Annotated in this window: 21 protein-coding genes; 13 read left to right on the top strand and 8 right to left on the bottom strand. The window is 62.1% G+C overall.

Annotated elements, in window-relative coordinates; all coding sequences use genetic code 11:
* Window positions 1-2: 2 nt before the first annotated feature.
* The 3 genes from secD to C5P05_RS20295 are packed head-to-tail and all read left to right on the top strand — an operon-like array spanning window position 3 to window position 5,308.
* On the top strand, window positions 3-1,883 hold the full coding sequence (gene secD / locus C5P05_RS20305) for a protein translocase subunit SecD (RefSeq protein WP_114971649.1): 1,881 nt from the start codon (window positions 3-5) through the stop codon (window positions 1,881-1,883).
* 12 nt (window positions 1,884-1,895) lie between these two features.
* Window positions 1,896-2,849 carry a protein translocase subunit SecF gene (gene secF, locus C5P05_RS20300; RefSeq protein ID WP_114971648.1) on the top strand — a complete coding sequence of 318 codons (954 nt, stop codon included), beginning with the start codon at window positions 1,896-1,898 and terminating at the stop codon, window positions 2,847-2,849.
* A gap of 14 nt (window positions 2,850-2,863) precedes the next feature.
* Window positions 2,864-5,308: a DUF1631 family protein gene (locus C5P05_RS20295; RefSeq protein WP_114971647.1), complete on the top strand. Its 2,445-nt coding sequence runs from the start codon at window positions 2,864-2,866 to the stop codon at window positions 5,306-5,308.
* A gap of 11 nt (window positions 5,309-5,319) precedes the next feature.
* Here the strand turns inward: C5P05_RS20295 and C5P05_RS20290 are convergent, their stop codons facing one another.
* From C5P05_RS20290 to C5P05_RS20280, 3 genes are all read right to left on the bottom strand, one after another.
* The gene (locus tag C5P05_RS20290; RefSeq protein ID WP_114971646.1) at window positions 5,320-5,829 is read right to left on the bottom strand and encodes a DUF494 family protein; all 510 of its coding nucleotides are present in this window, start codon (window positions 5,827-5,829) and stop codon (window positions 5,320-5,322) included.
* Between the two features lie 89 nt (window positions 5,830-5,918).
* Complete coding sequence (dprA, locus tag C5P05_RS20285; protein WP_114971645.1) at window positions 5,919-7,148, bottom strand: DNA-processing protein DprA; 1,230 nt, start codon at window positions 7,146-7,148, stop codon at window positions 5,919-5,921.
* 65 nt (window positions 7,149-7,213) lie between these two features.
* Window positions 7,214-8,443 carry a LysM peptidoglycan-binding domain-containing protein gene (locus tag C5P05_RS20280; protein ID WP_114971644.1) on the bottom strand — a complete coding sequence of 410 codons (1,230 nt, stop codon included), beginning with the start codon at window positions 8,441-8,443 and terminating at the stop codon, window positions 7,214-7,216.
* 304 nt (window positions 8,444-8,747) lie between these two features.
* Between C5P05_RS20280 and def the strand changes: the two genes are divergently transcribed.
* The 6 genes from def (at window position 8,748) to C5P05_RS20250 (ending at window position 13,337) form a co-directional block, all read left to right on the top strand.
* Window positions 8,748-9,257: a peptide deformylase gene (def, locus tag C5P05_RS20275; RefSeq protein ID WP_114971686.1), complete on the top strand. Its 510-nt coding sequence runs from the start codon at window positions 8,748-8,750 to the stop codon at window positions 9,255-9,257.
* The gene (fmt, locus tag C5P05_RS20270; protein ID WP_114971643.1) at window positions 9,254-10,225 is read left to right on the top strand and encodes a methionyl-tRNA formyltransferase; all 972 of its coding nucleotides are present in this window, start codon (window positions 9,254-9,256) and stop codon (window positions 10,223-10,225) included. Before def ends, fmt begins: the two co-directional genes overlap by 4 nt.
* Entirely contained in the window at window positions 10,225-10,956 is a 732-nt protein-coding gene (locus C5P05_RS20265; RefSeq protein ID WP_114971642.1) for an AzlC family ABC transporter permease, read from the top strand. Before fmt ends, C5P05_RS20265 begins: the two co-directional genes overlap by 1 nt.
* Entirely contained in the window at window positions 10,953-11,303 is a 351-nt protein-coding gene (locus tag C5P05_RS20260) for an AzlD domain-containing protein (protein WP_114971641.1), read from the top strand. Before C5P05_RS20265 ends, C5P05_RS20260 begins: the two co-directional genes overlap by 4 nt.
* A gap of 78 nt (window positions 11,304-11,381) precedes the next feature.
* Window positions 11,382-12,596, top strand: a complete 1,215-nt coding sequence (locus C5P05_RS20255) for a phosphoglycerate kinase (RefSeq protein ID WP_114971640.1) — start codon at window positions 11,382-11,384, stop codon at window positions 12,594-12,596.
* A 195-nt stretch (window positions 12,597-12,791) separates the two neighbouring features.
* A complete protein-coding gene (locus tag C5P05_RS20250; RefSeq protein ID WP_114971639.1) occupies window positions 12,792-13,337 on the top strand; it encodes a phasin family protein in 546 nt (181 codons plus the stop codon).
* 91 nt (window positions 13,338-13,428) lie between these two features.
* On the opposite strand, the gene C5P05_RS20245 is transcribed toward C5P05_RS20250, so the two are convergent.
* Together C5P05_RS20245 and C5P05_RS20240 are read right to left on the bottom strand one after the other, a co-directional pair.
* Window positions 13,429-14,679, bottom strand: a complete 1,251-nt coding sequence (locus C5P05_RS20245) for an MgtC/SapB family protein (protein ID WP_114971638.1) — start codon at window positions 14,677-14,679, stop codon at window positions 13,429-13,431.
* Between the two features lie 31 nt (window positions 14,680-14,710).
* Window positions 14,711-16,216 (bottom strand): CHAD domain-containing protein, encoded by a 1,506-nt coding sequence (locus tag C5P05_RS20240; protein WP_114971685.1) that lies wholly within the window; start codon window positions 16,214-16,216, stop codon window positions 14,711-14,713.
* A 222-nt stretch (window positions 16,217-16,438) separates the two neighbouring features.
* Between C5P05_RS20240 and C5P05_RS20235 the strand changes: the two genes are divergently transcribed.
* Window positions 16,439-17,290: an endonuclease/exonuclease/phosphatase family protein gene (locus C5P05_RS20235; protein ID WP_114971637.1), complete on the top strand. Its 852-nt coding sequence runs from the start codon at window positions 16,439-16,441 to the stop codon at window positions 17,288-17,290.
* 29 nt (window positions 17,291-17,319) lie between these two features.
* Here C5P05_RS20235 and C5P05_RS20230 read toward each other — a convergent pair whose 3' ends face one another.
* Window positions 17,320-18,246, bottom strand: coding sequence for a helix-turn-helix domain-containing protein (locus C5P05_RS20230; RefSeq protein WP_114971636.1), 927 nt, complete (start codon window positions 18,244-18,246; stop codon window positions 17,320-17,322).
* Window positions 18,247-18,353: 107 nt separating this feature from the next.
* On the opposite strand from C5P05_RS20230, the gene C5P05_RS20225 reads away from it, so the two are divergent.
* The 3 genes from C5P05_RS20225 to C5P05_RS20215 are packed head-to-tail and all read left to right on the top strand — an operon-like array spanning window position 18,354 to window position 21,308.
* Window positions 18,354-19,250, top strand: a complete 897-nt coding sequence (locus C5P05_RS20225; RefSeq protein ID WP_114971635.1) for an SDR family NAD(P)-dependent oxidoreductase — start codon at window positions 18,354-18,356, stop codon at window positions 19,248-19,250.
* Window positions 19,243-20,961, top strand: a complete 1,719-nt coding sequence (locus C5P05_RS20220) for an FAD-dependent oxidoreductase (RefSeq protein WP_114971634.1) — start codon at window positions 19,243-19,245, stop codon at window positions 20,959-20,961. Before C5P05_RS20225 ends, C5P05_RS20220 begins: the two co-directional genes overlap by 8 nt.
* Entirely contained in the window at window positions 20,958-21,308 is a 351-nt protein-coding gene (locus C5P05_RS20215; protein ID WP_114971633.1) for an NIPSNAP family protein, read from the top strand. The genes C5P05_RS20220 and C5P05_RS20215 overlap by 4 nt, the downstream gene beginning before the upstream one ends.
* A gap of 355 nt (window positions 21,309-21,663) precedes the next feature.
* Here the strand turns inward: C5P05_RS20215 and C5P05_RS34060 are convergent, their stop codons facing one another.
* The gene (locus tag C5P05_RS34060; RefSeq protein ID WP_232834592.1) at window positions 21,664-21,984 is read right to left on the bottom strand and encodes a DUF4145 domain-containing protein; all 321 of its coding nucleotides are present in this window, start codon (window positions 21,982-21,984) and stop codon (window positions 21,664-21,666) included.
* A gap of 635 nt (window positions 21,985-22,619) precedes the next feature.
* The gene (locus C5P05_RS20205; RefSeq protein WP_114971632.1) at window positions 22,620-24,206 is read right to left on the bottom strand and encodes an acyl CoA:acetate/3-ketoacid CoA transferase; all 1,587 of its coding nucleotides are present in this window, start codon (window positions 24,204-24,206) and stop codon (window positions 22,620-22,622) included.
* Between the last annotated feature and the right edge of the window lies 1 nt (window position 24,207).

The raw sequence follows: 24,207 nt of genomic DNA, 5'->3' as shown, positions 1-24,207 counted from the left end.
TCATGAATCGTTACCCAATATGGAAGTACGCGATCATCGTGATCGCGCTGGTGGTGGGGATTTTGTACACCCTGCCTAATTTTTTTGGTGAAGCACCGGCCGTGCAGGTGTCATCGGCCAAAGTGGCCATCAAGGTGGACCGCAGCACACAGACTCGCGTCGAAGAGGCCCTGAAAACAGCGGGCCTGGCCGCCGATCTGGTGACACTGGACGGCGCATCGGTGAAAGCGCGCTTCGACAGCACCGAAGTGCAGCTCAAGGCCAAGGATGCGATTCAAAAAGCGCTGATCCCTGATCCGGCCAATCCGGGTTACGTGGTGGCGCTCAATTTGCTGTCGCGTTCACCGGCCTGGCTCACCGCTTTGCATGCCTTTCCCATGTATTTGGGTCTGGATTTGCGCGGCGGCGTGCACTTCATGCTGCAAGTGGACATGCAGGCCGCACTGACCAAGAAGGCCGAGTCCCTGGCGGGCGACATTCGCACCAGCTTGCGCGAGAAGAACGTGCGTCACAGCGGCATCAACCGCAATGCCCAGACCATCGAAGTGCGCTTTCGTGATGCCGCCACGCTGAACGAGGCCAAAGCCATCATCCAGGACCAGTTCGCCGACCTGCAAACCGTCGATGCGCCGGACGGCACGGATTACAAGCTGACCGCCTCCATCAAGCCCGAGGCCGCACGCCGCGTGCAGGACCAGTCGCTCAAGCAGAACATCACCACCCTGCACAACCGCATCAATGAACTGGGCGTGGCGGAACCCGTCATTCAGCAGCAGGGCCTGGACCGCATCGTGGTGCAGCTGCCTGGGGTGCAGGACACCGCCAAGGCGAAGGATATTCTGGGCCGCACCGCCACGCTGGAAGTGCGCATGGTCGATGAAAGCAGCGAAGCGCGCGCCGCCGAGAGTGGCACGGGTTCCGTGCCGTTTGGCTCCGAGCGTTTCCTGGAGACCAGTGGTCAGCCGGTGATCGTCAAGAAGCAGGTCATTCTGACCGGCGAAAACCTGACCGATGCCCAACCCGGATTTGACAGCCAGACCCAGGAAGCCGTGGTCAACCTGACGCTGGATGCCAAGGGCGCCCGCATTTTCAGGGACGTGACGCGTGAAAGCATTGGCAAACGCATGGCCATCGTGCTGTTTGAAAAAGGCAAGGGCGAAGTGGTGACGGCACCGGTGATCCGCTCCGAGATCAGCGGCGGTCGGGTGCAGATTTCCGGTCGCATGACGACGGTCGAAGCCCATGACACTTCCCTGCTGTTGCGCGCCGGTTCGCTGGCGGCACCCATGGAGATCATCGAGGAAACCACCATTGGCCCAAGCCTGGGGGCTGAAAACATTGCCAAGGGCTTCAACAGCGTGACCTACGGCTTTGCCGCCGTGGCGGTTTTCATGTGCATGTACTACATGCTGTTTGGTGTGTTCTCGAGCATTGCGCTGGCCGTCAATCTGCTGCTGCTGGTGGCCGTTCTGTCCATGTTGCAGGCCACGCTGACGCTGCCGGGCATGGCGGCCATGGCGCTGGTGTTGGGTATGGCGATTGACGCCAACGTGCTGATCAATGAGCGGGTGCGCGAGGAGCTGCGCAATGGCGCCTCGGCGCAAGCCGCTATTCACGCCGGCTATGACCGGGCTTGGGCCACGATTCTGGACTCCAACGTTACCACCCTGATTGCGGGCTTGGCCTTGCTGACCTTTGGATCCGGCCCGGTACGTGGCTTTGCCGTGGTACACGTTCTCGGCATTCTGACCAGCATGTTCTCCGGCGTCTTCTTCTCAAGAGGCCTGGTCAACTTGTGGTACGGTCGTCAAAACAAGCTCAAAAGCGTGTCAATTGGTACGGTTTGGCGCCCTGAGTCCGGGACTCAGGTGAAGCCGAGCTAAGGGAAGGTATTCATGGAATTTTTTAAAATCAAGCGCGACATTCCGTTCATGCGGCATGCGCTCATTTTCAATCTCGTCTCGCTCATCACCTTTCTGGCCGCAGTGTTCTTCCTGTTCAGCCGCGGCTTGCACCTGTCGGTGGAGTTCACGGGGGGGACCTTGATGGAGGTGACCTACTCACAGCCCGCAGACCTGAACCGGGTTCGCGACACGGTGGCCACGCTGGGCCTGAGCGATGTGCAAGTTCAAAACTTTGGTACTGCACGCGATGTGTTGATCCGCATGCCGGTGCAAAAAGGCGTGAGCTCTTCCCAGCAAAGCGACCGGGTGATGGTCGCGCTCAAGGCGGCCGATCCGTCCGCCACCATGCGCCGAAGCGAGTTTGTCGGACCGCAGGTGGGCGATGAGTTGGCTACTGACGGTCTCAAGGCCCTGGCATTTGTGGTCGCGGGCATCATGATCTACCTGGCGTTGCGGTTTGAATGGAAATTCGCCGTGGCGGCCATCATTGCCAATTTGCACGACGTCATCATCATCCTGGGTTTTTTCGCCTTTTTCCAGTGGGAGTTTTCGCTCCCGGTGCTGGCCGCGGTGCTGGCGGTGCTGGGCTACTCGGTCAACGAGTCGGTCGTGATCTTTGACCGTATTCGCGAGAATTTCCGGCGCTATCGCAAGATGAATTCGCACGAAATCATCGACAGTGCCATCACCTCGACCATCAGCCGGACCATCATCACGCACGGGTCAACCCAGTTGATGGTGTTGTCCATGCTGTTTTTTGGCGGGGCCACGCTGCATTACTTTGCGCTGGCCCTCACCATTGGCATCCTGTTCGGCATCTATTCGTCGGTGTTCGTGGCGGCGGCGATTGCGATGTGGCTGGGCATCCAGCGCGAAGACCTGATCAAGGGCGGGTCCAAGAAGGATGAAGATCCAAATGACCCTAACGCGGGTGCCACGGTCTGATCAGAGACTGAAAAATGGCCATCAAAGCATCTTTTGAGCAACGAGTCCAGCTCGCCCAAGAGACGCGCAAGCGCTTCGTAACCGAGGCTGAGCGCGCATTGATGGAACTGGCGGCAGCCGTGCAGGAGCGGCTGACAGCCCTGATGAGTGAAGCCGCACCATCGCGTGAAATGCAGAGCCGGCGTGATGCCTGGACTGCTTTTCAGCGCCACCGGGCGGCGTGGGTGGAGGGCACCTTGAAAGACTGGCGGGCCGCCTTGGCCCCCCCGGTGCGCGCGGTCCAGAAGGCGCAGGAAGGTGACCTGGAGCTGGTCGGAACCGATGTGGTGGAGAACAAGATACTCGCGTCCCGCCTGGTCTTGGGCGTGGCGGAAAAAGTCAGCACCGAACTGAATGATCTGCAGGTGCGCATTAAGTTCCTGCAGGGATTGGAAGACCTTGAGGGCCACGACATTCTCCGGCCCGAAGTGCTGGTTTTGTTGATGGTCGAGCAATGGGCCAATGCAGGGCTGCCGCGCGAGGCCTGGCCCATGGTGAGCGATCTGGTGCTCAAGCTCTTGAGTGAGCGCCTATTGCAAGCCTACGCCAACGCCAATGCGCTATTGATCAAGCAGGGCGTGCTGCCCGTCATCGAGTTGACAAACCGCGTCAAGCGGGTGGCTTCTGCGGCCCCTCGTGCTGGCCCGTCCAGTGCCCCTGCGCCGGGTCCAGCGTCAATGGAGCGACAAACCGGGAGCGATTCAGGTCAAGCGAATCTTGCCGCCAACACCGGAGCTCAAGGGGCGGCGGGCGGCGGCCCCAGTGTGCAAGGCCCGACGAGTCAGGGTGGCCCAGTCAAGCCGCCAGCGGGTGGGGCTTTTGGCGGCCGTTTGGGTTGGGGCCCTGACACGGGGTCGGCTGGCCGGCACAGTTCGGGTTATGGCAGCGCCGCTGATGAAACGCGCATGATGACCTCCAACACGCCACTGGCCCGAGCCCGTAGCCGGGCGCAGGGGGTATTGGGGCAGCTCAAGCGTTTGCTCATCGGGTCGGGCGGAACAGGTTTTGAAGCCACACACTTCCAGCCGCCGTCACCGGCGCTGGCGGCGGCCATTGCCGTGCGCTCACGCTCAGCCGGGCTCTACTCGGGCGGTGGCACCGTCCTGGAAGATTACAGCCCGGCCGGTGTGGCGCGGGTGGCGGGTGAGTTGCGGGCTAGAACGGCCGAACTCAAAAGCAAGGCGGAAACGACAAGTGAAAAAGCCACAATCGAGATTGTCGCGTTGATGTTTCAGGCCATTTTGCAAGAGGATCGGATTCCGCCGGGCATTCGGGTGTGGTTTGCACGCCTGCAAATGCCGGTGCTGCGTGTGGCCCTGGCCGAGCCGGATTTCTTCGGCACCCTGAATCATCCGGCACGTCAGCTGATTGACCGCATGGGCTCCTGTGTCATGGGTTTTGATGGCAGCGGCATCAATGGCAGAGCGCTGGAGAACGAAATAAAACGGGTGGTGCAGGTGATCGAGCAGTATCCCGAGACCGGCAAGCGGGTGTACCAACTGGTCTATGCCGAGTTCCAGAAGTTTCTGGCGCAGTTCCTGACCGGCAAGGCCACCACGCAAAAACTGGTCAGTGTGGCCCAGCAGGTGGAAGAGAAGGAAACCCTGACCATCCAGTACACGATCGAAATGCGCAACATGCTCAAGGACATTCCGGTGCGTGATGAGATTCGTGAGTTCCTCTTCAAAGTCTGGGCCGAGGTGCTGGCCATGGCCGCGGTACGCAAGGGACCGCAGCATCCAGAGACCCTGGCATTCAAAAAATCGGCCACCGACCTTGTCTGGGCCGCTAGCGCCAAGCCCAACCGCAGCGATCGTGCCCGTGTCATTCAGGATTTGCCACAGCTTCTGCAAAAATTGCGTTCAGGCATGACCCTGCTGGGCGTGGCACCGGTTGAGCAAGAGGCTCATATCAAGACGGTCAGCGATATTCTGGCGGATGCTTTCCTGTCCAAGACCCAGGCCATTCCGGACGAGCAGATTCAGGTCATGGCGCAGCGCCTGGCGAACCTCGAAGACTTCGTCAGCGATGACGGCATGGGGGATCTGCCACTGGATGCCCAGAGCATTGAATTGATGCTGGGCATTGAATCCTCCAGGATTGATGTAGTGGCTGACGGTGGCTCCAGACCGACCGCGGCCATGCTGGCGTGGGCACAAGAGCTGGAATTGGGCGCTTGGTTTACGCTGGACCACAACGGGCGGGTGACCCAGGTGCAATTCGTCTGGCGCAGTGACCGCAAACATCTGACCTTGTTTGCTTCAACCGATGGTCACAGCTATTTGATACAGGCCGGTCGCCTGGCCGCCTATTTGCAGGCCGGTCTGCTGTTACCGCAAGAAGAGGAAACACTCACCGTGCGCGCCACGCGTGATGCGCTGGTCAAGCTGGAAGCCAATCCGGAGCGGCTGTTGGGTTGAATGACCTGGCCTCAGTGGGCCAGCCGGTGAGAGCTGTCATCGCACAACTCGTCGAGCACCAGTGCATCGGGTTCTTCACCCAGACTCCAGTACACCATCAGCACGATGATTTTGAAATCGTCCAGGGGTAAGGGGTCTGCGGGCGCCGCCATGGCGCGGTCGATCACGATCTCGCGCATGGGCGCCGGCAGCACGCCCGAGGTTTCGAGAAAAGTGACAAACCCCAGACAATCCGCGCCCAAATGGTCCTGCTCGGCCGTCGAGTACACGCGCATGCTGAGGGGTGAGGGCGACCATGACTTGATGTCGGACAGCGCCGTGGCGCCACCCGTGCCATGGTCAGGGTCGGGCCGCTGCAGGCCCCGGGCCGCCAGATTCAGGTCGTTCAGCCAGGTGAGCGCGTCCTGAATTTCCTCGGCCTCGAAGCCCACGGCATTCAGCTTGCGCTCAAGGTGGGCCAATTCAGGGCAGGCATCGCCGCGCCAATAATTTTCGTAAACGAAGACAAGCACTTCAAACATGACTCCAATATAGCGCGAATGGGGATTCCTGTTCCACCAAGGTGCTTGCCAAAGTGGACTTGGCGGCCAATTCAGGCCCAATTCCGGCTTTATACGGGGACCATGCGCTGGAACAGGCCGCCGGGCAGGCGTGCCACCTGCCCGGCGAGCTCCAGTGTCATTAATTGGGCTTGCAGATTGGCCGTGTCCAGGCTGCAGCGGGCCTGCAGTGCGTCCAGTCCGACGGGATCAAAGCCCAGCGCCGTCAGCAGCGTATCTTCTGTCGCAAACAGGCCGTCGGCCGTTTCGGAATCTGTGCTGGAGGCTATTGAATCAATAGCATGTTCGGAGCCGTCATCGATTTTCATTTCTTCCAGTACATCCTGCGCCGATTCCACCAGCTTGGCCCCCTGCTTGATCAGCGCGTGGCAGCCGCGTGCCTGGGTGGAGTGAATGGAGCCCGGAATGGCGAAGACGTCCTTGCCTTGTTCGGCCGTCAGTCGTGCGGTGACGAGTGAGCCTGACTTCATGGCCGCCTCAATCACCAGGGTGCCCTGCGCCAGACCGGCAATGAGGCGGTTGCGTTTGGGGAAATTGGGGGCCAAGGGCGGGGTGCCCAGCGGGTACTCGCTGATGAGCAGCCCGTTTTGGGCGATACGGTGTGCCAGTTCCAGGTGACTTTTGGGGTAAACCCGGTCCAGCCCGGTGCCCACCACGGCCACGGTGGCCAGCCGGTCTGAGCCGGGCGCCAGGCTGTCCAGCGCGCCTTCGTGGGCAGCGCCGTCGACCCCCAGGGCGAGACCGGACACCACGGTCAGGCCGGCTTGCGCCAGCGCCTTGGAAAAATGCCGCGCGTTGGCCGCCCCTTGCGGCGTGGGGTTGCGACTGCCGACCACGGCAATGCTTTGTGCCAGACTGGCTGCCAGGGTGTTTGCTATAGTATTTATAGCTATATGCGCAATATCCTCGGGGGCTGATGGCTTGTTTGATGTAAATTTGCCAGCGCCCAGCAGGTACAGCATCAGTGGCGGGTCTTCGATGCTCAGAAGCGAAGCCGGGTAATCGGCGTCCCCCAGAACCAGGATGTGGCGCCGGGCCCGGCCGCCGCCAGCATCCTGCAGCCAGGTCCAGGTGAGCTCAAGCAGCTCGGCCAGCTCAGGCGGTTCCGCGCGCAGGCTGATGGCCTGTGCCGTGCTGACCACCTGGCGTAGCGCCGCCGCCGACTGGCTGAACACGGTCTCGGGCAAGCCGAAGGCCGCCAGCAATTTGCGCGCCGTGCTGTTGCCAACGCCGGGCGTGAGCGTCAGACGCAGCCAGCTGCCAAGTTCGTCACGCTCCATCAATCGACTTGAATGTGTAATTTCTGTACGCAGTAAACATCGTGACAAGCGTGGGGGTCATCGTACTAGCGCGGGTTGACCAGCCGGTCACCCACCTTGACACCCTCCGTGATCTCCAGCACCAGGGCGTACGAGAGTTTCTCGAACGTCTTGAACACCATCAGCAAACCGTTGCGCTCATCCGGCAATTTCAGCTCGGTGCGGGCCTCGTCGGTCTTGTCGATCAGGCGTGCCCCGCTGGTCAGGATGGCCAGGACGTGCCCACTCTCAATGCCATCCCGGGTGCCAAGATTGACCACCACCACCTGGTTTTGCGCCGCATTGACGACAGCACTGCCGTACACCGAGACGATGCGGGCGTCGACCTTGTTTTGCGGCGCGTGGGGGGCGTAACTCAGGAACTGGCGCTCAGGCTCAGGCAGCAGCCGGTCGCCGACGCGCATCTCTTCCTTGGCCGCAATGATGTCGATCGTGCCCGGAACAATGTCCGTGCGGGGCTTTCCATCTTTGCCGGTCGATTCCTGGGTGGACTCGCCACGGGCCAGCAAGGCCTTGCCGACATATTGCGCTTCGTAACCCAGAACCTCCGCCGTCACCGGGTCCTTCAGGGGCGTGGCGTTGCGAAACACGCGGTAGGCCTTTTGCTTCTGGCTGGGTTCATCCACCAGCACGGTGTCGGCTTGACCTCGGGCGTAGGCGCGGTCGCCACGGGTCAGCAACACCCGGCCTTCTTGCGTCGCCACAATGCGCGGTGCCGCCTTGAGCCCGTTTTCGTCCACGATCACCGGTTCCGCCAGAAAGGGCTCAATCAGGTGGCTCTTCAGCGTCGGCAGGGCGTCGCTGGCCAGGCTTTCGTAGCGGGTGCGAGGCGATAGGCGCACCGTGTTGGTTGGCACGTCACCGTTGGCCGACAGCCGGGTGCGCAAGGTCGCACGGCCGTCTTTTTTCTCCAGGTACAGCATCTGGCCGGGGTAGATCAGATGCGGATTCTTGATGTCCTGCAGGTTCATGCCCCACAGCTCGGGCCAGCGCCAGGCACTTTTCAGGAACAGGCCGGAGATGGCCCACAGCGTGTCACCCCGTTTAACGGTGTAGTTGTCCGGTGCGTTGGCCGCCAATTCGCTCAAGGGCACACCGGCTTGCGCGACCTGGGCCGCCGTGGCCTTCTGGCCTGGCGTGATCGGGTAATTCTGGGCCCACACGGGTGGCGCCATCAAGGTGCCGGTCAGCGTCGCCAGGGCGGCGAGGGTGGTTCGGAAGGCAACGTTGGAATTCACCATTATGTTTTTTGTCATATTTCGCGGCACTGCAAATGCCGTTGGGTCGGTCCGGGAGGACGAGTTGCCGCGTTGCCAGCCCGGAGAAAATCTTGATAAATCACGCGCGATTTTGCGCTCAAGCCCTTGATTGGGCAACGTTTTCTCGGCTTGACCTGTGCCGGACCGGTCAAAAGTAGCGAAAATAACGACATTATTGAAATCTTGCCGGATAGATCGTCGCGACTCGAAGTGAGTTGGCCCTGTCCTCAGCGATCCTGGAGTTTTGCGGGACAAATCGCAGTCGCGCAGCAAGGTGCCCCATCCCCAACCGATTAAAAACATGGCTTCACTCCCCATTCTTTGTTTTCCCGATCCCAAACTGCACACGGTGGCCAAACCGGTACAGGCGGTGGACGCTCGCATCCAGACGCTCATTGCGAACATGCTGCAAACCATGTACGAGGCCAAAGGCATCGGTCTGGCGGCGACGCAGGTGGATGTGCACGAACGCCTGATTGTGATTGACGTGTCCGAAGAGCGCGATCAGCCGCTGGTGCTCATCAACCCGCAAACGCTCTGGACCAGCACCGAGACCCACCTCAACGAAGAAGGCTGTCTGTCGGTGCCGGGTGTCTACGACGGGGTGCAGCGCTTTGACGCCGTCACGGTGAGCGCGCTCAACGGCGAGGGTCAATCCCATGTGATTGAAGCCGACGGCCTGTTGGCGGTCTGCATTCAGCACGAGATGGATCACCTGATGGGCAAAGTGTTTGTCGAATACCTGTCGCCGCTGAAGCGCAGCCGCATCAAGAAAAAAATGCTCAAGGCCTTGCGCGAGGAAGAGCGGTGAGACTCATCTTTGCGGGCACGCCCGAGTTCGCCCGGGTTGCCCTGGAGCGCCTGCACGCGGCGGGCCACGAGATTGTGCTGGTGCTGACGCAGCCCGACCGCCCCGCCGGGCGCGGCATGAAGTTGCACGCCTCCAGCGTCAAACAATACGCCCTCGACCAGGGCATTCCGGTGGCGCAGCCGCGCAGCCTGCGCTTGGACGGCAAGTATCCCGACGATGCGGCTGCGGCGCGGGCCGCCATCGACGCGGCGCAGGCCGATGCCATGGTGGTCGCGGCCTATGGCCTGATCCTGCCGCAATGGGTACTGGATGCGCCTGCCCAAGGCTGTTTCAATATTCACGCCTCGCTCCTTCCCCGCTGGCGCGGCGCGGCACCGATTCACCGGGCGATTGAGGCGGGCGACACCGAGACCGGCGTCACCATCATGCAAATGGACGCCGGGCTGGATACCGGCGACATGCTGCTGGTCGAAAAACTGCCGATTGCGGCGAGCGACACCACGACCAGCTTGCACGACCAACTGGCGGCTTTGGGCGGGCGGCTGATGCTTGAGGCCCTGCAACTGGCGGCGGCTGGCGCTTTGAAGCCAGTGCCGCAGCCGGCAGAAGGTGTCACTTACGCCCACAAGATTGAAAAACACGAAGCGGCGATTGATTGGGCGCAGCCGGCCGAGCTGATTGCACGCCGGGTGCGCGCCTTCAACCCCTTCCCCGTTGCCACCGCCACAGTGCAGGGTGAAACCCTCAAAATCTGGGCCGCAGGTGTCGGAGCAGGGACGCCGCCTGCTGGTGCGGAATTTGGATCAATTCTGGCTGTAGCCGCCGAGGGTATTGCGGTAGTAGCTATGAATTCAATAGTGAGCATTGCCGAGTTGCAGCGCCCGGGGGGGAAGCGCCTGGGCGTAGCGGACTTCGTGCGCGGTTTTGATCTGCAGCCCGGCATGGCGTTTGCGAAGCGTGCCAGCTAGTGTTTTTTCAACGCAGCAACTACCGGCACCCAGAATTCCGTCAAGGCGCGCTGGACTCACTGGCGGCGGCCCCCGGCTTGGCCGCCTGGGGCTTGATGACAGGTGTGGCCATGATGAAGTCCGGCATGAGCCTGACCGAAGCATTGCTGATGAGCGTGCTCGTTTTCGCCGGCAGTTCGCAACTGGCGGCGATTCCGCTGCTCGCGGTGGGCGCCCCGATGTGGGTCATTTTGGCCACCGGGTTTTGCGTCAACCTGCGCTTTGTGGTGTTCAGCGCCCATTTGCGGCCCTACGTCATGCACCTGCCCTTGTGGCAGCGGCTCGTCACCGGCTACCTCACAGCCGACCTGAGCTATGTGCTGTTTACCCGGCGCTTCCCCCACCACGGCGGCGATGCGGCGCAGCGGCGCGCCCAGCAGGCTTACCTGGCGGGTAACTGCGGCGTGAACTGGGTCAGCTGGGTCGGTTGCAGTGTGCTGGGCGTGGTGCTGGCCAACTTCATTCCCACGCATTGGGGTTTGGGCTTTGCCGGCATCCTGGCGCTGCTCGGCATTTTGTGTTCGCTGGCATCAAGTCGGCTACGCCTGGTGTCGGCCGGGGTGGCGGGTGCGGCGGCCGTTGCCGCGTTTGCCTTGCCTTTCAAGCTCAATATCCTGGTGGCGATTGCGGCAGCGGTGGCGCTGTGCCTCATGCTGGAAGAGACTCGCCTGAACTCCGGGCAAGCATCATGACCGGCAGCACAGAGCTCTGGAACGTTGTCATCATCATCGGTCTGGCCGGCGTCACGGTGATCACCCGTTCGTTCTTCTTTATCTCCAGCAAGCCCTGGACCTTGCCGCACTGGGCCCAGCGCGGGCTGCAATACGCACCGATTGCCGCGCTGGCCGCCGTCATCGTGCCGGAAATGGTGATGACGCAGGGCCACTTCATCAGCACCTGGCAAGACGCCCGGCTGTTCGCCGTGGCCGCCGGCGCTGCCTGGTTTTTCTGGCGCAAGGGCGCCGGGCAGGCCGTGCTGGGCACCATTGTGATGGGCATGGCGGTGTATTTACCGCTGCATCTGGGCCTGGGCTGGTAGCTTGCTTGGGTGTCCTGGCCTGCAGGGCGCTCCTACAATTCGGCTCATTGTTTTTCAACTTACTGTTAGGGGTTTTCCATGAACGTCATCCGCTTTTCCGACCTGTGCGCGCAAGGCCAAGTCACTGGCAAACGTGTGTTTATCCGTGCCGATCTCAACGTGCCGCAAGACGATGCCGGCGTGATCACCGAAGACACCCGCATTCGCGCCTCCATTCCCTGCATCCAGATGGCGCTGGACGCCGGTGCCGCCGTCATGGTGACCTCGCATCTGGGCCGCCCGACCGAGGGTGCGTTCAAGCCTTCTGACTCGCTGGCGCCGGTGGCCCAACGCATGGCCGAGCTGATGGGGCGCGAGGTGCCGCTGGTCGCCAACTGGGTGGAGGGCGTCAGCGTGCAGCCGGGCCAGCTGGTGATGCTGGAAAACTGCCGCGTCAACCCGGGCGAGAAAAAAAACAAGGAAGAACTGGCAAAGAAAATGGCCGCTTTGTGCGACATTTTTGTGCACGACGCCTTTGGCACGGCGCACCGGGCCGAGGCCTCCACCTACGGCATTGCCCAGTTCGCCAAAGTGGCGTGTGCCGGCCCGCTGCTGGCCGCCGAGATGGACGCCATCACGCTGGCGCTGGCCAATCCGAAGCGGCCGCTGGTCGCGATTGTGGCGGGCTCCAAAGTTTCCACCAAACTGACCATTTTGAAAAGCCTGGCCGACAAGGTGGACCAGCTCATCGTTGGCGGCGGCATCGCCAACACCTTCATGCTGGCGGCCGGTCTGAAGATCGGCAAGAGTCTGGCTGAGCCGGACTTGCTGGCCGACGCGAAAGCGGTGATTGAAGCCATGAAAGCCCGCGGAGCTGCGGTGCCGATCCCGACCGATGTGGTGACCGCCAAGACCTTCGCGGCGGATGCCGTGGCCACGGTCAAAGCCGCCACCGACGTGGCGGACGACGACCTGATTCTGGACATCGGCCCAGAGACCGCGAAGTTGCTTGCGGCGCAACTCAAGGCGGCCGGCACTATCGTCTGGAACGGCCCGGTCGGCGTATTCGAATTCGCCGCGTTCGAGAACGGCACCAAGGTGATTGCCCACGCCATTGCCGAGTCCAGCGCGTTTTCCATTGCTGGCGGTGGTGATACGCTGGCGGCGATTGCCAAATATGGCATTGAAAAACAGGTGGGCTACATCTCGACCGGCGGTGGCGCATTCCTGGAGGTGCTGGAGGGCAAAACCCTGCCGGCGTTCGAGATACTGAGCCGCCGCGCAGCAGAACTACCGTCCGGCGCCTCGTCATAGGCGGCGAGCGAGTCCGAGAAATGGGACCATCAATGCGCACGGATGGATGTGTTGGAAACTGATTTTTTGTTGCGATAGCGCAACTTCCTGAATCGGGTTGCCAATTCAAATGCAGTCCTCTGGCATCAGTTGTAAAGAAATTTCAGATGGTGTTGGACCGCCCGGAAATTTAACCTACCAGTGAACATTGAAATAATGACCTACACCGTCGAACAACTCATTGCTGCCCGCCAAGCCAACCTAAAGATGCTGGAGGGCCTGACGACCCGGGCCTATGCCAGCTTCGAAAAGCTGGTTGCGCTGAATCTGGCTGCCTCCAGGGATTTGTTTATGGGGTCCTTCGGTCATACCCAAGCCCTCCTGGGCGCCAAACACCCGCAGCAGCTGGCGGCCTTGCAAGTCGGTCTTATCCAGCCGCTGACTGAGAAATCCATCGCCTATGGCCGCAATGTCTACAGCGTTGTGGCAGAAACCGGGTCCGAATTTTCGAAAGCGGGTGAGGCCCAGATCGCCCAAGCGCAGACCGCATTGGTCGACCTGGTGGAGAACCTGGCACAGAACGCCCCTGCGGGAACCCAGTCCACCGTCGCCGCTTTCAGGAGCGCGGTGAACGTCAGCCAGAACGTCATCGAGTCGGCCAAGCGGTCCGCCAAAAAGGCCGTGGAATTGGCCGAGTCGAACTTCACGGCCGTGACCACGCAGGCAGTCAATGCCGCCACGACGGTTTCAAAGACGCGTTAAGGGTTCGCTGCCTCACGGCACCAACCTTGAAACGGCACCTTCGGGTGCTTTTTTTTGGCCCGGCTCCGCCTGCGCAGGCAGGCCGGCTTCTTTACAGCAGCATGGCCCCGGCTGTACCCGTCACCAGCAGCAGGCCGGCAATCGGCAGGGTGATGCGCCGCAGTTCGGACGAACCCAGTCCAATCGCCATGCCACTTTTGGTCAGGGTGTTGGCCATGACGGCGATCACAATGGCGCGTGCCGCAACCTGCAGGTTTGAGGCATCGCTCTGAACCAGGTTGGCCATGGCGAGCGTGATGGCGTCAACGTCGGTCAGGCCCGCGACTGCGGCCGCAATATAAAGGCCCATATCTCCCAGATAGACTTGCGCCGCTCTGGCGACCAGCAGCACCACGCCGAACAGCAAGCCGAACTTGATGGCTTCATCGAGCTCAAAAGGATTGCTGCCGGGTTTGACTTCTCCGCGTTCGCGCCGCTTGTTTCGAGACCACAACCAATAGCATGCCCCCAGGCTCGCCACGCACAGCAAGCCGATCACCAGGGCGATCTGGCGTCCGAGCTCCCAGCTGATCAGCGCGGTCATGATCGCGACACGGAAGAACATCACCGTCCAGGCAAGTACGATGCCAAGCGCCAGCGCCGAGGCGTCCGCGTCGGTTTGCCGGCTACGCTGCGAGAACCCGAGGGTGACTGCAGTGCTTGAGGCCAGCCCACCGAGCAGGCCGGCCAGGCCGACGCCATGCTCGGCACCCACGATCTTGATCAGCAGGTAGCTGCTGAAGTTCAGTGCCGAGATCAGCACCACCATCAGCCAGATCTTGTAGGGGTTGATGACATCCAGCGGTGGTGGCCCGTAGTTGACGTCTGGCACCAGCGGCAGGATGATGAGCGTGACAATGCTGAACTTGAGGGTCGCCTCCACGTCGGTTGCATTGATGCGGCTGGCGAGCTGATGCAGCCAGTCTTTGAGCGCGAGCAGCAAGGCCATCGCGACGGCGACCCAGCTCGCCAGCTGGAGCCGGCCATGGGCGCACAACAGGCCCAGCAGGAACGCCAGCAGTGCCGACACCTCGGTGGTGATGCCGGTGTCGCCGCGCTGCGCCGTGACCACATACATCCCGATGATGAGCGCGGCGACGGCGATGAACATCGCCAGCGCCAGCCAGTCCAGCCCCAGGTTCTCCCCGAGATAGCCCGCGATGGCGCCGCTGAGTGAGATCAGTGCAAAGGTGCGCACGCCAGCTCCGCCATCCTCACCCTTAGTGCGCTCACGTTCCAGGCCCAGCAACACGCCGAGTCCGATGGCCACGGCGAAGCGAAGCGCTAAATTGGGATCTTCCATGAGGTCTCCAGTGCGTCTTGGGCTTGCCTGTTCAAGGGCGCGCGACCGATCCCGCCGCAACACCGCGCAGGAATTCCGCCAGCCCCCGGTCCAGTTCCAGCCGGGCGACCAGTGTCGCCGCCTGCATGAGATCGCGTGTTGTCCCGATGCTGGTCTGCAGACCGGTGGCCTGTTGGCCCCAGCGCTGTGCCCGCTTCTTGGGCAGCAGGCTGCGCAGCGCCTCAATGCCGTAGCGCATGCGCTTGGCGAGAATGCGCGCACGGTGCTGACTCTCGGGGTCGCAGGCGTCCTTCAGAGCGCGCTTGAATTGCGCATGCAGACGGTCAATGCGGCGCCTGCTCCAGCGGCGCAGCGACAGCTTGGATTCAGTCACCGCATCTCCCGCAGTTGGCGACGCCGTCAAGCCTTCCAGCCATTGTGTGGTTGCCAGCAGGCTCGCCCCAACGCTCGGCTCCTGCAGTGCATAGCGCACGGCTTTTCGCTGGAGTTCGGCGCCTTGCGTCAAGGCCTGTGTCATGGCTTGCCATGCCTGCGCCCGCCGCTCGTTGCCCGCCGCATAGGCTTCGGCCAGGGGCGGGAGCGTCTCAGTGCGGGCCACGTCGATATCCCGCAGTTCACCCAGGCAACTTAGAAGCGTTTGCAGCGGCTGTCGGGAGGGCATCGCGTCGAGCGCCAACACGGGCCGAAAAAGGCGGCTGGCACTTTTGAAGCGCCGCCAGCCGACCCGGGCCTGGTGCACCACCTCGGGATCGTCCGAGCTGCGTAGCGCGTTCAGGTTGCGGGTGAACTGGCAGAACATCTCGCTGAGCACGCGTTGCGCCGCCGCCAGCACGGACAGCTCCGACGTCAACCGCGGGGGCTGCGCACGTAGCGGCGTGTCCAGCCCATCCTGTGCCAGGGCGTAGCCGCGCTCCGCCTTGCTCATGGTCGCCGGCAGTACCGCGAGGGTGCGGGCAATTTGCTGGGCGATGTCGAACAATGCGGCCGGCTGGCCTGCTTTCAGTTCAAACTCCAGCTCACATATCGGGGTGGTCTTGTCGCCCGCCACGATATGACCCAGGTCCAACGCCACCTCGACCACGCTGCCATCGCGTTTGCGTACCAGCCAAATGGTGCGCTCGAAGCTCGTTACAAAGCTTGGTGCCAAGGCCTGAAACAGGCTGCCGTCAGGATCGATGCCCGACCAGGGCGTGGCGTTGAGCGCTTTTAGAGACAAGTTGGCATTGGGTACCGGCGTTTCCCATTCGCCACGCTGGCTCAGCGCCGAGTCACTGCGGCCGCCCGTCTTGAGGGTTTGCAGCCACTTCGGCTTGGCCTCGCTGCCAACGCGCCGTATGCGCAGCGCGATCCGCTGCTGGCGCAAGTGCTGCTCGGGCGTGTCGTAGTAGACGTTGTGCAAGTGCTGGTGAGTCGGCTGGCGCCGTGCCAATACGGGCGAACGGGCCAGTTGTTTGGCCAGACTGGACGGGTTGGCACCTGGCAGCGCCAGCTTGAGTTCAATTTCCTCTGGACTGTGGGGGCGTGCGGCTGGTTTCATGGATTTCATTCCCTGTTCAAATTTTCAAGATGGTATTCATTCGAGTTGAAGGAATGCGTCCATATCGGCCTTGCGCCCGCGTGGTGGATGTTCCGGACGATGCTTGGTGAGCATGCCCCAATGGTGACCCAAAGTCGAGTCCAAAGTGCCCATGATGTTGACCACAACGGGTCTTCTTTCTTATTATCCAGTTTGCTTTCGCAGATTGTTTGGACCGGGGATATGAAGCTCATTACGTGGAATATTCAATGGGGACGCGGGGCCGATGAGCGGGTGGACCTCGACCGGATCGTGGCCCATGCCCGCCGCTTAGCAGAGTTCGATGTGTTGTGCCTGCAGGAGCTGTCGGCCGGCTACCCCGAACTGCCAGGCTGCGATGGCAGCGACCAGTTCAAGGGACTGGCTGACCGCTTGCCGGCTTACACGGCCATTGCTGGCGTGGCCACCGACACACCTCACCCCACAGGCGGGCGGCGGGCTTTCGGCAACATGATTTTTTCGCGCTATCCGGTGCTGCAGGTCTGGCGCCACCTCTTGCCCTGGCCGGCTGACCCCGGCGTTTCCTGCATGCAAAGGATCGCGCTCGAAGCCACGCTCGACACGCCCGTGGGCCTGATCCGCGTCGCCACCACGCACCTCGAATACTATTCCCGCCTTCAGCGCGCGGCGCAGATCGAGCGGCTGCGCGACCTGCATCGGGAGGCCGTGGCCCAGGCGCGCAGCCCGCGACCCGGCGCGCCGACCGACGGCCCGTTTTGCGCCGTGCCGCGGGCTGCCGCATCCATCCTGACCGGTGACTTCAACTGTCGGCCCGAGTCGGCCGAGCGGATGCGCTTGCTCGCCGCCATCGACGATGCGACGCCACCGTATCGGGATGCCTGGGAACTCACGCATCGCAACGAGGCGCACGCGCCAACCGTAGGGCTGTTCGACAAAGAACAATGGCCCGGCCCGCCGTTCACGTTCGACTTCATCTTCGTGAGCGAGGATCTGGCGTCCCGCGTGCAAGACGTGCGCGTGGACCCGACCAGCGACGCCTCGGACCACCAGCCGGTTCTGCTGGTTCTGACCTGAAGCGGGGTGGCGCCGCGTCAAGTTCGAAACTACGCGCCAGGCCGCGGCGTGGCGCCTTCCGGCAGCAGCATCGCCTCCAGCGCTTTCGCCCGAAACTCGCGCGGACTCACGCCCGTGTGTTTGCGGAAGAAACGACCGAAGTAAGTCTCGTCAGCAAAGCCCAGGCTATCGGCCAGCTGCTTGATGCTGTTGGTGGTGTAGATCAGTTCACGCTGCGCCTCGTGGACGAGGCGGGCGTTGATGACGTCCAGGCTGGAAATGCCCAGCACCTCGCGGCATAAACGCGACAACTGCCCCGGCGTGATGCCCAGCTGGTCGGCGTAGGCCGTGATCGGCCGGTGCTTCTTGTAGTCTTCATTCACCAAGGCCCGGAACTTTTCAATCTGCAGGGTCCTGCGCGAGCTCCCACTCATGGGCGTAGCCTCATTCACATGGCTCAGGCGCGCCACCTGCACGCACACCGCCGCCAGCAAGGCCATGCCGGCGTTCACCTGACCGACGGCCTGGAGATGGGCTTCGCGCTCGATTGCCAGAAACAGCGGCATCAGCGCCTCGGCCTGGCGACTGGCATCCACCAGCGAAATGATCGCGGGCTTGCGGATGAGGGGCAGCAGCTCCGGCATCGCCACGCTCACCAGGGATTCCAGTGGCCGCTGCGCCGCCGTGACGACGGGGCCGTTCACATCTTCCGAGAAGCTGAACCCATGCACGGTTTGTGCAGGAATCAGCAGCAGGCAGGGCGCGGTCACCAGAACCTTGGCATTGTCCATCGACACTTCGCCGGAGCCATGCGTCAAGTACAGAATTTGGATGAACGCATCGTGCTTGTGCGGCCGGATCTTCCAGTTGTAGGGGCGGGAGCGCTGCGGAATCCACTCGAAGTCGAACGAACTCTGCCAACTGGGCTGAGCCTGGACGCCGTACAGCGCGTAGTTAGGGATAACCCGGGTTGTCACATGTAGCCCCTGGAAGACGCACGAATTGTCTTGATTCCGGCGTGAATTGTCAAACTGGCCGAGGCTGCGGCCGCGAACAATCGATCATCGAATTTGGAGGAAATTTCATGACTGATTCTCGCCCTCATTGGCTCGAACTGGATGGCCAAGTGTGTGTCGTTACCGGCGCCGCCAGTGGCATTGGTGCGGCCATCGCCCGCAGCCTGGCTCGGGCCGGCGCCAAGGTGGTTTTGCTGGATCGCGACGCGGCCGGTTGCCAAAAAGTCGCCGCTGAACTCGTGACCGGGGGCGCCACCGCCCTGGCCGTGGCCTGCGATACCTCCTCCGAGGCCAGTGTCAACGCCGCTGCGCAACGCGTACTGGCTGAATTGGGGCCGTGTTACGCCCTTATCAACAACGCCGGCATGTTGCGCCCGGGTGGCCTGGCCGATGTCAGCCTGGCCGACTGGAACGCAGTGCTGGCCGTCAACCTGACCGGCTACCTGCTGTGCGCCCGTGCCTTCAGCGCGCAGATGCGCCAGGCGGGTCGCGGCAGCATCGTGAACGTGGCCTCGATTTCCGCCCTCACGCCGCAAACCAACAGCGGTGCCTACAGCGCCAGCAAGGCCGGCGTGCTGTTGCTGTCGCGTCAGATGGCGGTGGAATGGGGGCCGTTTGGTGTCCGCAGCAACGCCATCTGCCCCGGCATGATCCGCACCGCGCTGTCCGCCAAGTTCTATGAGGAACCCGGTTTTGAAGCCAAACGTGCGCTCGTGACTGCAAGCCGGCGCGTTGGCGAACCGCAAGACATCGCCGATGTGGCGCTGTTCCTGGCCAGCCCGCGCGCCGCCTATGTCAATGGGGCCGAGCTGGCCGTGGATGGCGGCATGTCCTCCATGCTAATGGACATGGTGCCGCGCCCCGGCTACAACGTGGCCCCCACGCTTGTCACGGCGTGTACTGCGCTGCCCCCCGAGGGGGCGGACGCCAACCTTTCTGATGCTGTTGGAGAAACACATGTCTAAAAACTTCGAATGCGATTTGATCGTCATCGGCTCCGGCGCGGCCGGCCTGGCCACCGCCATCACGGCCAAGAAGCGCGGGTTGGATGTGGTCGTGCTGGAAAAGGAACCGGTGTTCGGCGGCACCACCGCACTGTCGGGCGGCGTGCTGTGGATTCCGCTCGGCCCGCATGGTCGCCAGCAGAATCCGGCCGACACGCGCGAGGCGGTGCGCACCTACATGATGCAAGAAACCGGCGCGTTTTATGACGCAGCGGCGGTCGACGCGTTTCTGGACAACGGCCCGAAGATGGTCGAGTTCTTCGAACGCGAAACGGCGATGCAATTCATCCCCACGCTCTACCCCGATTACCACCCCGACGAGCCCGGTGGCGTGGCTATCGGCCGCTCCATCCTGGCCGCACCGTTCGACATCCGCGGCTTGGGCAAGGACATGGCGCGCCTGAAGCCGCCGCTCAAGACCATCACCTTCATCGGCATGATGTTCAACTCGTCCAACGCCGACCTGAAACACTTCTTTCAGGCCACCCAATCGCTGACCTCGTTCATCTATGTTGCCAAGCGCCTGGTCACCCATATCAAGGAGCTGGCGCTGTACCGCCGCGGCATCAACGTGACCAGCGGCAATGCGCTGGCGGCGCGTCTGGCCAAATCGGTGCTGGACTTGAACATTCCCATTTTCACCAGCAGCCCGGCCAAGGAAATCCTGATGGACAAAGGCAAGGCCATCGGCGTGCGGGTGGGCGGCGAGGGCAGCGAGTACCGCATCACCGCCCGGCAAGGTGTGGTGCTGGCCTGCGGCGGTTTTCCGCACGACATCCAGCGCATCGCCAAGGCCTACCCGCACCTGGCGCGCGGTGGCGAGCATTTGTCGCCAACACCGACAGCCAACACCGGGGACGGCACCCACATGGCGGAAGCCGTGGGCGGGGTGGTCGACATCCGCTTCCAGGACTCGGCCGCCTGGATGCCGGTGTCGCGCGTGCCCTATGGCAACGGCGAATTCGGCGTGTTCCCGCACCTGCTGGACCGCTATAAGCCCGGCATCATCGGCGTGCTGAAAAACGGCAAGCGCTTCACCAACGAGACCAACTCGTACCACGACGTCGGCGCCGCCATGATCCGGGCCTGCGAAGGGCAGAAGGAAACCGCCATGTGGCTGGTCTGCGACAAGGCCACCATGGGCAAGTACGGTCTCGGCTACGCCAAGCCCTCGCCCATGCCGCTGGGTGGCCTCATCCGCAACGGTTACCTGGTCAAGGGCGACACGCTGGCCGATTTGGCCAGCCAGACCGGCATCGACCCCGCCGGACTGGAGCAAACCGTGCGCGAGTACAACGTGGGCGCAGTCAGGGGGGACGACCCGGCTTTCGGTCGCGGCCGCACTGCCTTCAACCGCTATCTGGCCGACCCCGAGAACCAACCCAACCCGTGCGTGGCGCCGGTTCTCAAAGGCCCGTATTTCGCGGTCAAGGTCATCATGGGCGACCTTGGCACTTTCGACGGCATCCAGACCAGCGTGGTAGGCGAAGTGCTCAAGCGAGACGGTTCGGCCATTGACGGTTTGTACGCCGTCGGCAACGACCGCGCCAGCGTCATGGGCGGCAACTACCCCGGCGCCGGCATCACGCACGGCCCTAACATGACGTTCGGCTTTATCACCGCCCACCACATTGCCGACAAGGCCGGATTGAACTCGGGAGCCAGGGCATGAACTACCTGGAAAAACCGCTGATCGACCACCGCATCTACACCATCAAGCTGCGCAAGATGGGCGAGTTTCTGGAGGTGTTCGACCGCCTCGCCATGCCCCTCCTGCTGCAGACGCTGGGCCACCCGGTCGGCTTCTACACCAGCCTGGTCGGGCCGCAGAATCAGTTTGTGCACTTGTGGGGCTATGACGACCTGGCCGACTACGAACGGCGCTGCAAGGCGCGTGATGCGCACCCTGATTTCCCTGCTTATCTGTCAGCCTCAGAGCACCTGATCACGGCGCAGGAAACGCGGCTGATCAGGGCGGTGGAGATGCCCAGCCTGCGCGGACATGGTTTGAAGCTTTAAGCTTTCGCCCTGAGCTGGTCGGAGGGCTTGTGGGACACCATCGAATTGATTTCTCCGATCAACATTCCCTCCTTGAATGGCTGCAATAGCGAAGGAGGCTGGTGTTTGATTCGGACGCGCGGGCGACCCCGTAATCGATAGACACTGGGCGGTCAGACAGGTGGTGCCGAATACCCGCTGAAGACTGGAAACAGTCTTTCAGGTTTTCGGCGTGACGGGCAGGTTCCGACCCAAAACGGTCTTTGGCCTGACACATCAGCATGGACTCAAGAAGTCAATCAGGCACGTGGGATCAATACTCAGTCGTGGCGTTGCCGGGTAAAGGCAATAGCAGTTCGAGTATTTCGCGGAGTGATCAGCGAGACCTTTCCGCCCTACGTGCCGCTGCGTCCAAAATGCGTTTGGGAAGCGTGTAGCGGCGTTCAAGCAGGTGTACGGTGAAGTCCAGCATGTCTTCGGCATCGGCCTCGGAAAGTGTTCCTCTGTGGGCGCCGTCGTTTCCATCTTCTTTGATGCAGTGCGCGAGGTCGTGCAGCTCCTCAGGTAGCTTTCCGTTATCAAACAACCATTGGAGACGTAATCCAAGGTCGCGCCGCTGACGACCATTTGGCCCTCCCACTTCACTGGCGGGGGGTAAAAGTTCCTGCGTAGCAAGGTCGACAGAGAGTCTAAACATCGTTCCTGCAGCGTTAAAGCACTTGACCGCTAAGCAAGTGGCACCTTCACGAAACGCTGCGTCGATTTCTGGAGGGAGGTACTCCGGAGGGTCCACGTTATATCTTTCAGGCTGATGTAGCTCTGAATGGAAAAATAGGAATTGATAGATCCATTGGATGCTGCCAATCCCTTAGTAGCGAAAACTTGGTGAGCGTTGTAATCAGCCATTTTCAACACAAACAAAGTGGCGCGGTGGCAATGTCTGCATACACAATACGTTTCATAGATGCGTTGCCAATCTTCACGGCCAGTACCTCTTGGATTAGAGCCACAGACATCAAACGTAGTCTTCGTTGCACCACATCTTGGGCAGTCAGCCACTAGCTCAGCCATTTTTTATCCCTGAAGTAATTGATGGCTACAGCTTAACCTGCATGTTAAATTTTGCCTTTTTTTACCTTCTGAAATCAGGTTCGGATGGTCACAAAGCCGTTATATGCGGGAAACAGGTTTTGGCCGAGACCGCCCATTAAAGCATCTACCGCGACCGGCAGGTAACGCTGCAGAGTAGTAGTAGACGTAGCCAACGTGACCGAGCGCTCGGGGTTGGTTGGAACCAGCCATATGCGTTCTGTGAATGCCCAGTTTTATCCCTTAGCGTTCGCTGGCCGTGAAGTGCCGCGTCGGCATGACGGAAACATCAGCCGCCACGCGCGGTGCAAAGTCCATCTGGTCCAGCACGTCGCGCTGCAGGTCGATGCCGGGGGCGATCTCGTACAGCTCGATGCCTTCAGAGGTGAGGCGAAAGCTGGCGCGCTCGGTCAGGTACAGCACGGTCTGCCCGCGCACCAGGCTTTGCGGGCCGCTGAATGTGATCTGGTCCACGGCTTTGACCAGCTTCTTCACACTGCCTTGGGCCAGCACGCGCATCTGGCCTTCGCCGGTCTGCAGCTTCACGCCCTTGGCTGCGAACGTGCCGCAGAAAACGACCTTGCGCGCGTTTTGCGCGATGTCGATGAAGCCGCCCGGGCCTACCGTTAAGCCACCCAGGCGCGAGACGTTGACGCTGCCCTGTTCGTCAAACTCGCCAAAGCCCAGAAAGGCAATGTCGAGGCCGCCACCGGCGTAAAAGTCGAACTGCGTGGCGGCGTCCAGCATGGCGGAGGCGTTGCGGGCGTAGCCGAACAGCACGCCGTCCAGCAGCGTGCCGCCGTAAGTACCGTGCTCAATCGTCTGGTAGATGCGGTGCTGCTCGCCGCGGGCGGCAATCAGTTTGGCCACGGCATCGGGCACGCCCACACCGTAGTTGACGACCGGGCGGACCTTGTCGGTGTTGAACAGTTCAACCGCCGCGCGGCGGGCCACGGCCTGGCGTTCGCTGAAGGCCTCTTGTGCCGCAGCCACTTCGGCCGCGTGGTCGGCGCGCTCGCCGTCAAGGCGCGCTGCGCCCGTCAGCTCGCCGCTCAAGGCCGCATCAAAGGGGATGTCGTAACTGGCTTTCTGCTCGGGGTCGACCACGATGGCGTCCACCCAGGCGGCCGGAATGCGCACCTCGCGCGCTTTCAGGGCGCCATGCGGCAGGCGTTGCTTGACCTGCACGATCACCTTGCCGCCACTGTTGCGCGCCGCCAGTGCGAGCGACTGGGCGTCCAGATTCGCCGCCTCGTGCTCGAAGCTGATGTTGCCGTCTTCATCCGCGCTGCTGGCGCGCACCAGCGCCACATGGATGGGAAAGGGTTTGTAGCGCAGGTACTCGCGTCCGTCCATCTGCACCACCTCGGCCAAGTCGTCCTGGGCCGAGGCGTTCATGCGGCCGCCCCCCTGACGCGGGTCGCACACCGTGCCCAAGCCGACGTGGGTGAACAAGCCGGGACGGCCGGCGCCGATCTCGCGCATCAGCTGGCTGGAGACGCCACCGGGCAGGATGTAGGCCTCGATTTTTTCTTCCTCGGCCAGGCGCTGCATCGCGGGCGACCAGACCCAGTGGCCGCCAATCACTTTGCGGACCAGACCTTCGTGGGCAAAGCAGTTCATGCCCTTGGTCTTCTTGTCACCAATGCCCAAGGCGTGGACCAGGGTCAGATGGCGTGGTTGTTGGGTGGTCAGAAAGCGCGCCTGCACGGCTTCGAACAGGCAAGTGGCTTCCATCAGGCCGCCGCCGCCGCCCATCAGTCCCACGGTGTCGCCATCGCGAATCAGTTCGGCCGCCTGCGCCGCGCTCATAAATTTGTTGTTGCTCATC

This window comes from Rhodoferax ferrireducens (assembly GCF_003347515.1).
Lineage (GTDB): Bacteria > Pseudomonadota > Gammaproteobacteria > Burkholderiales > Burkholderiaceae_C > Rhodoferax.
Note: the sequence above shows the minus strand (reverse complement) of the source record. Positions and strands in the feature narration are given on the sequence as shown.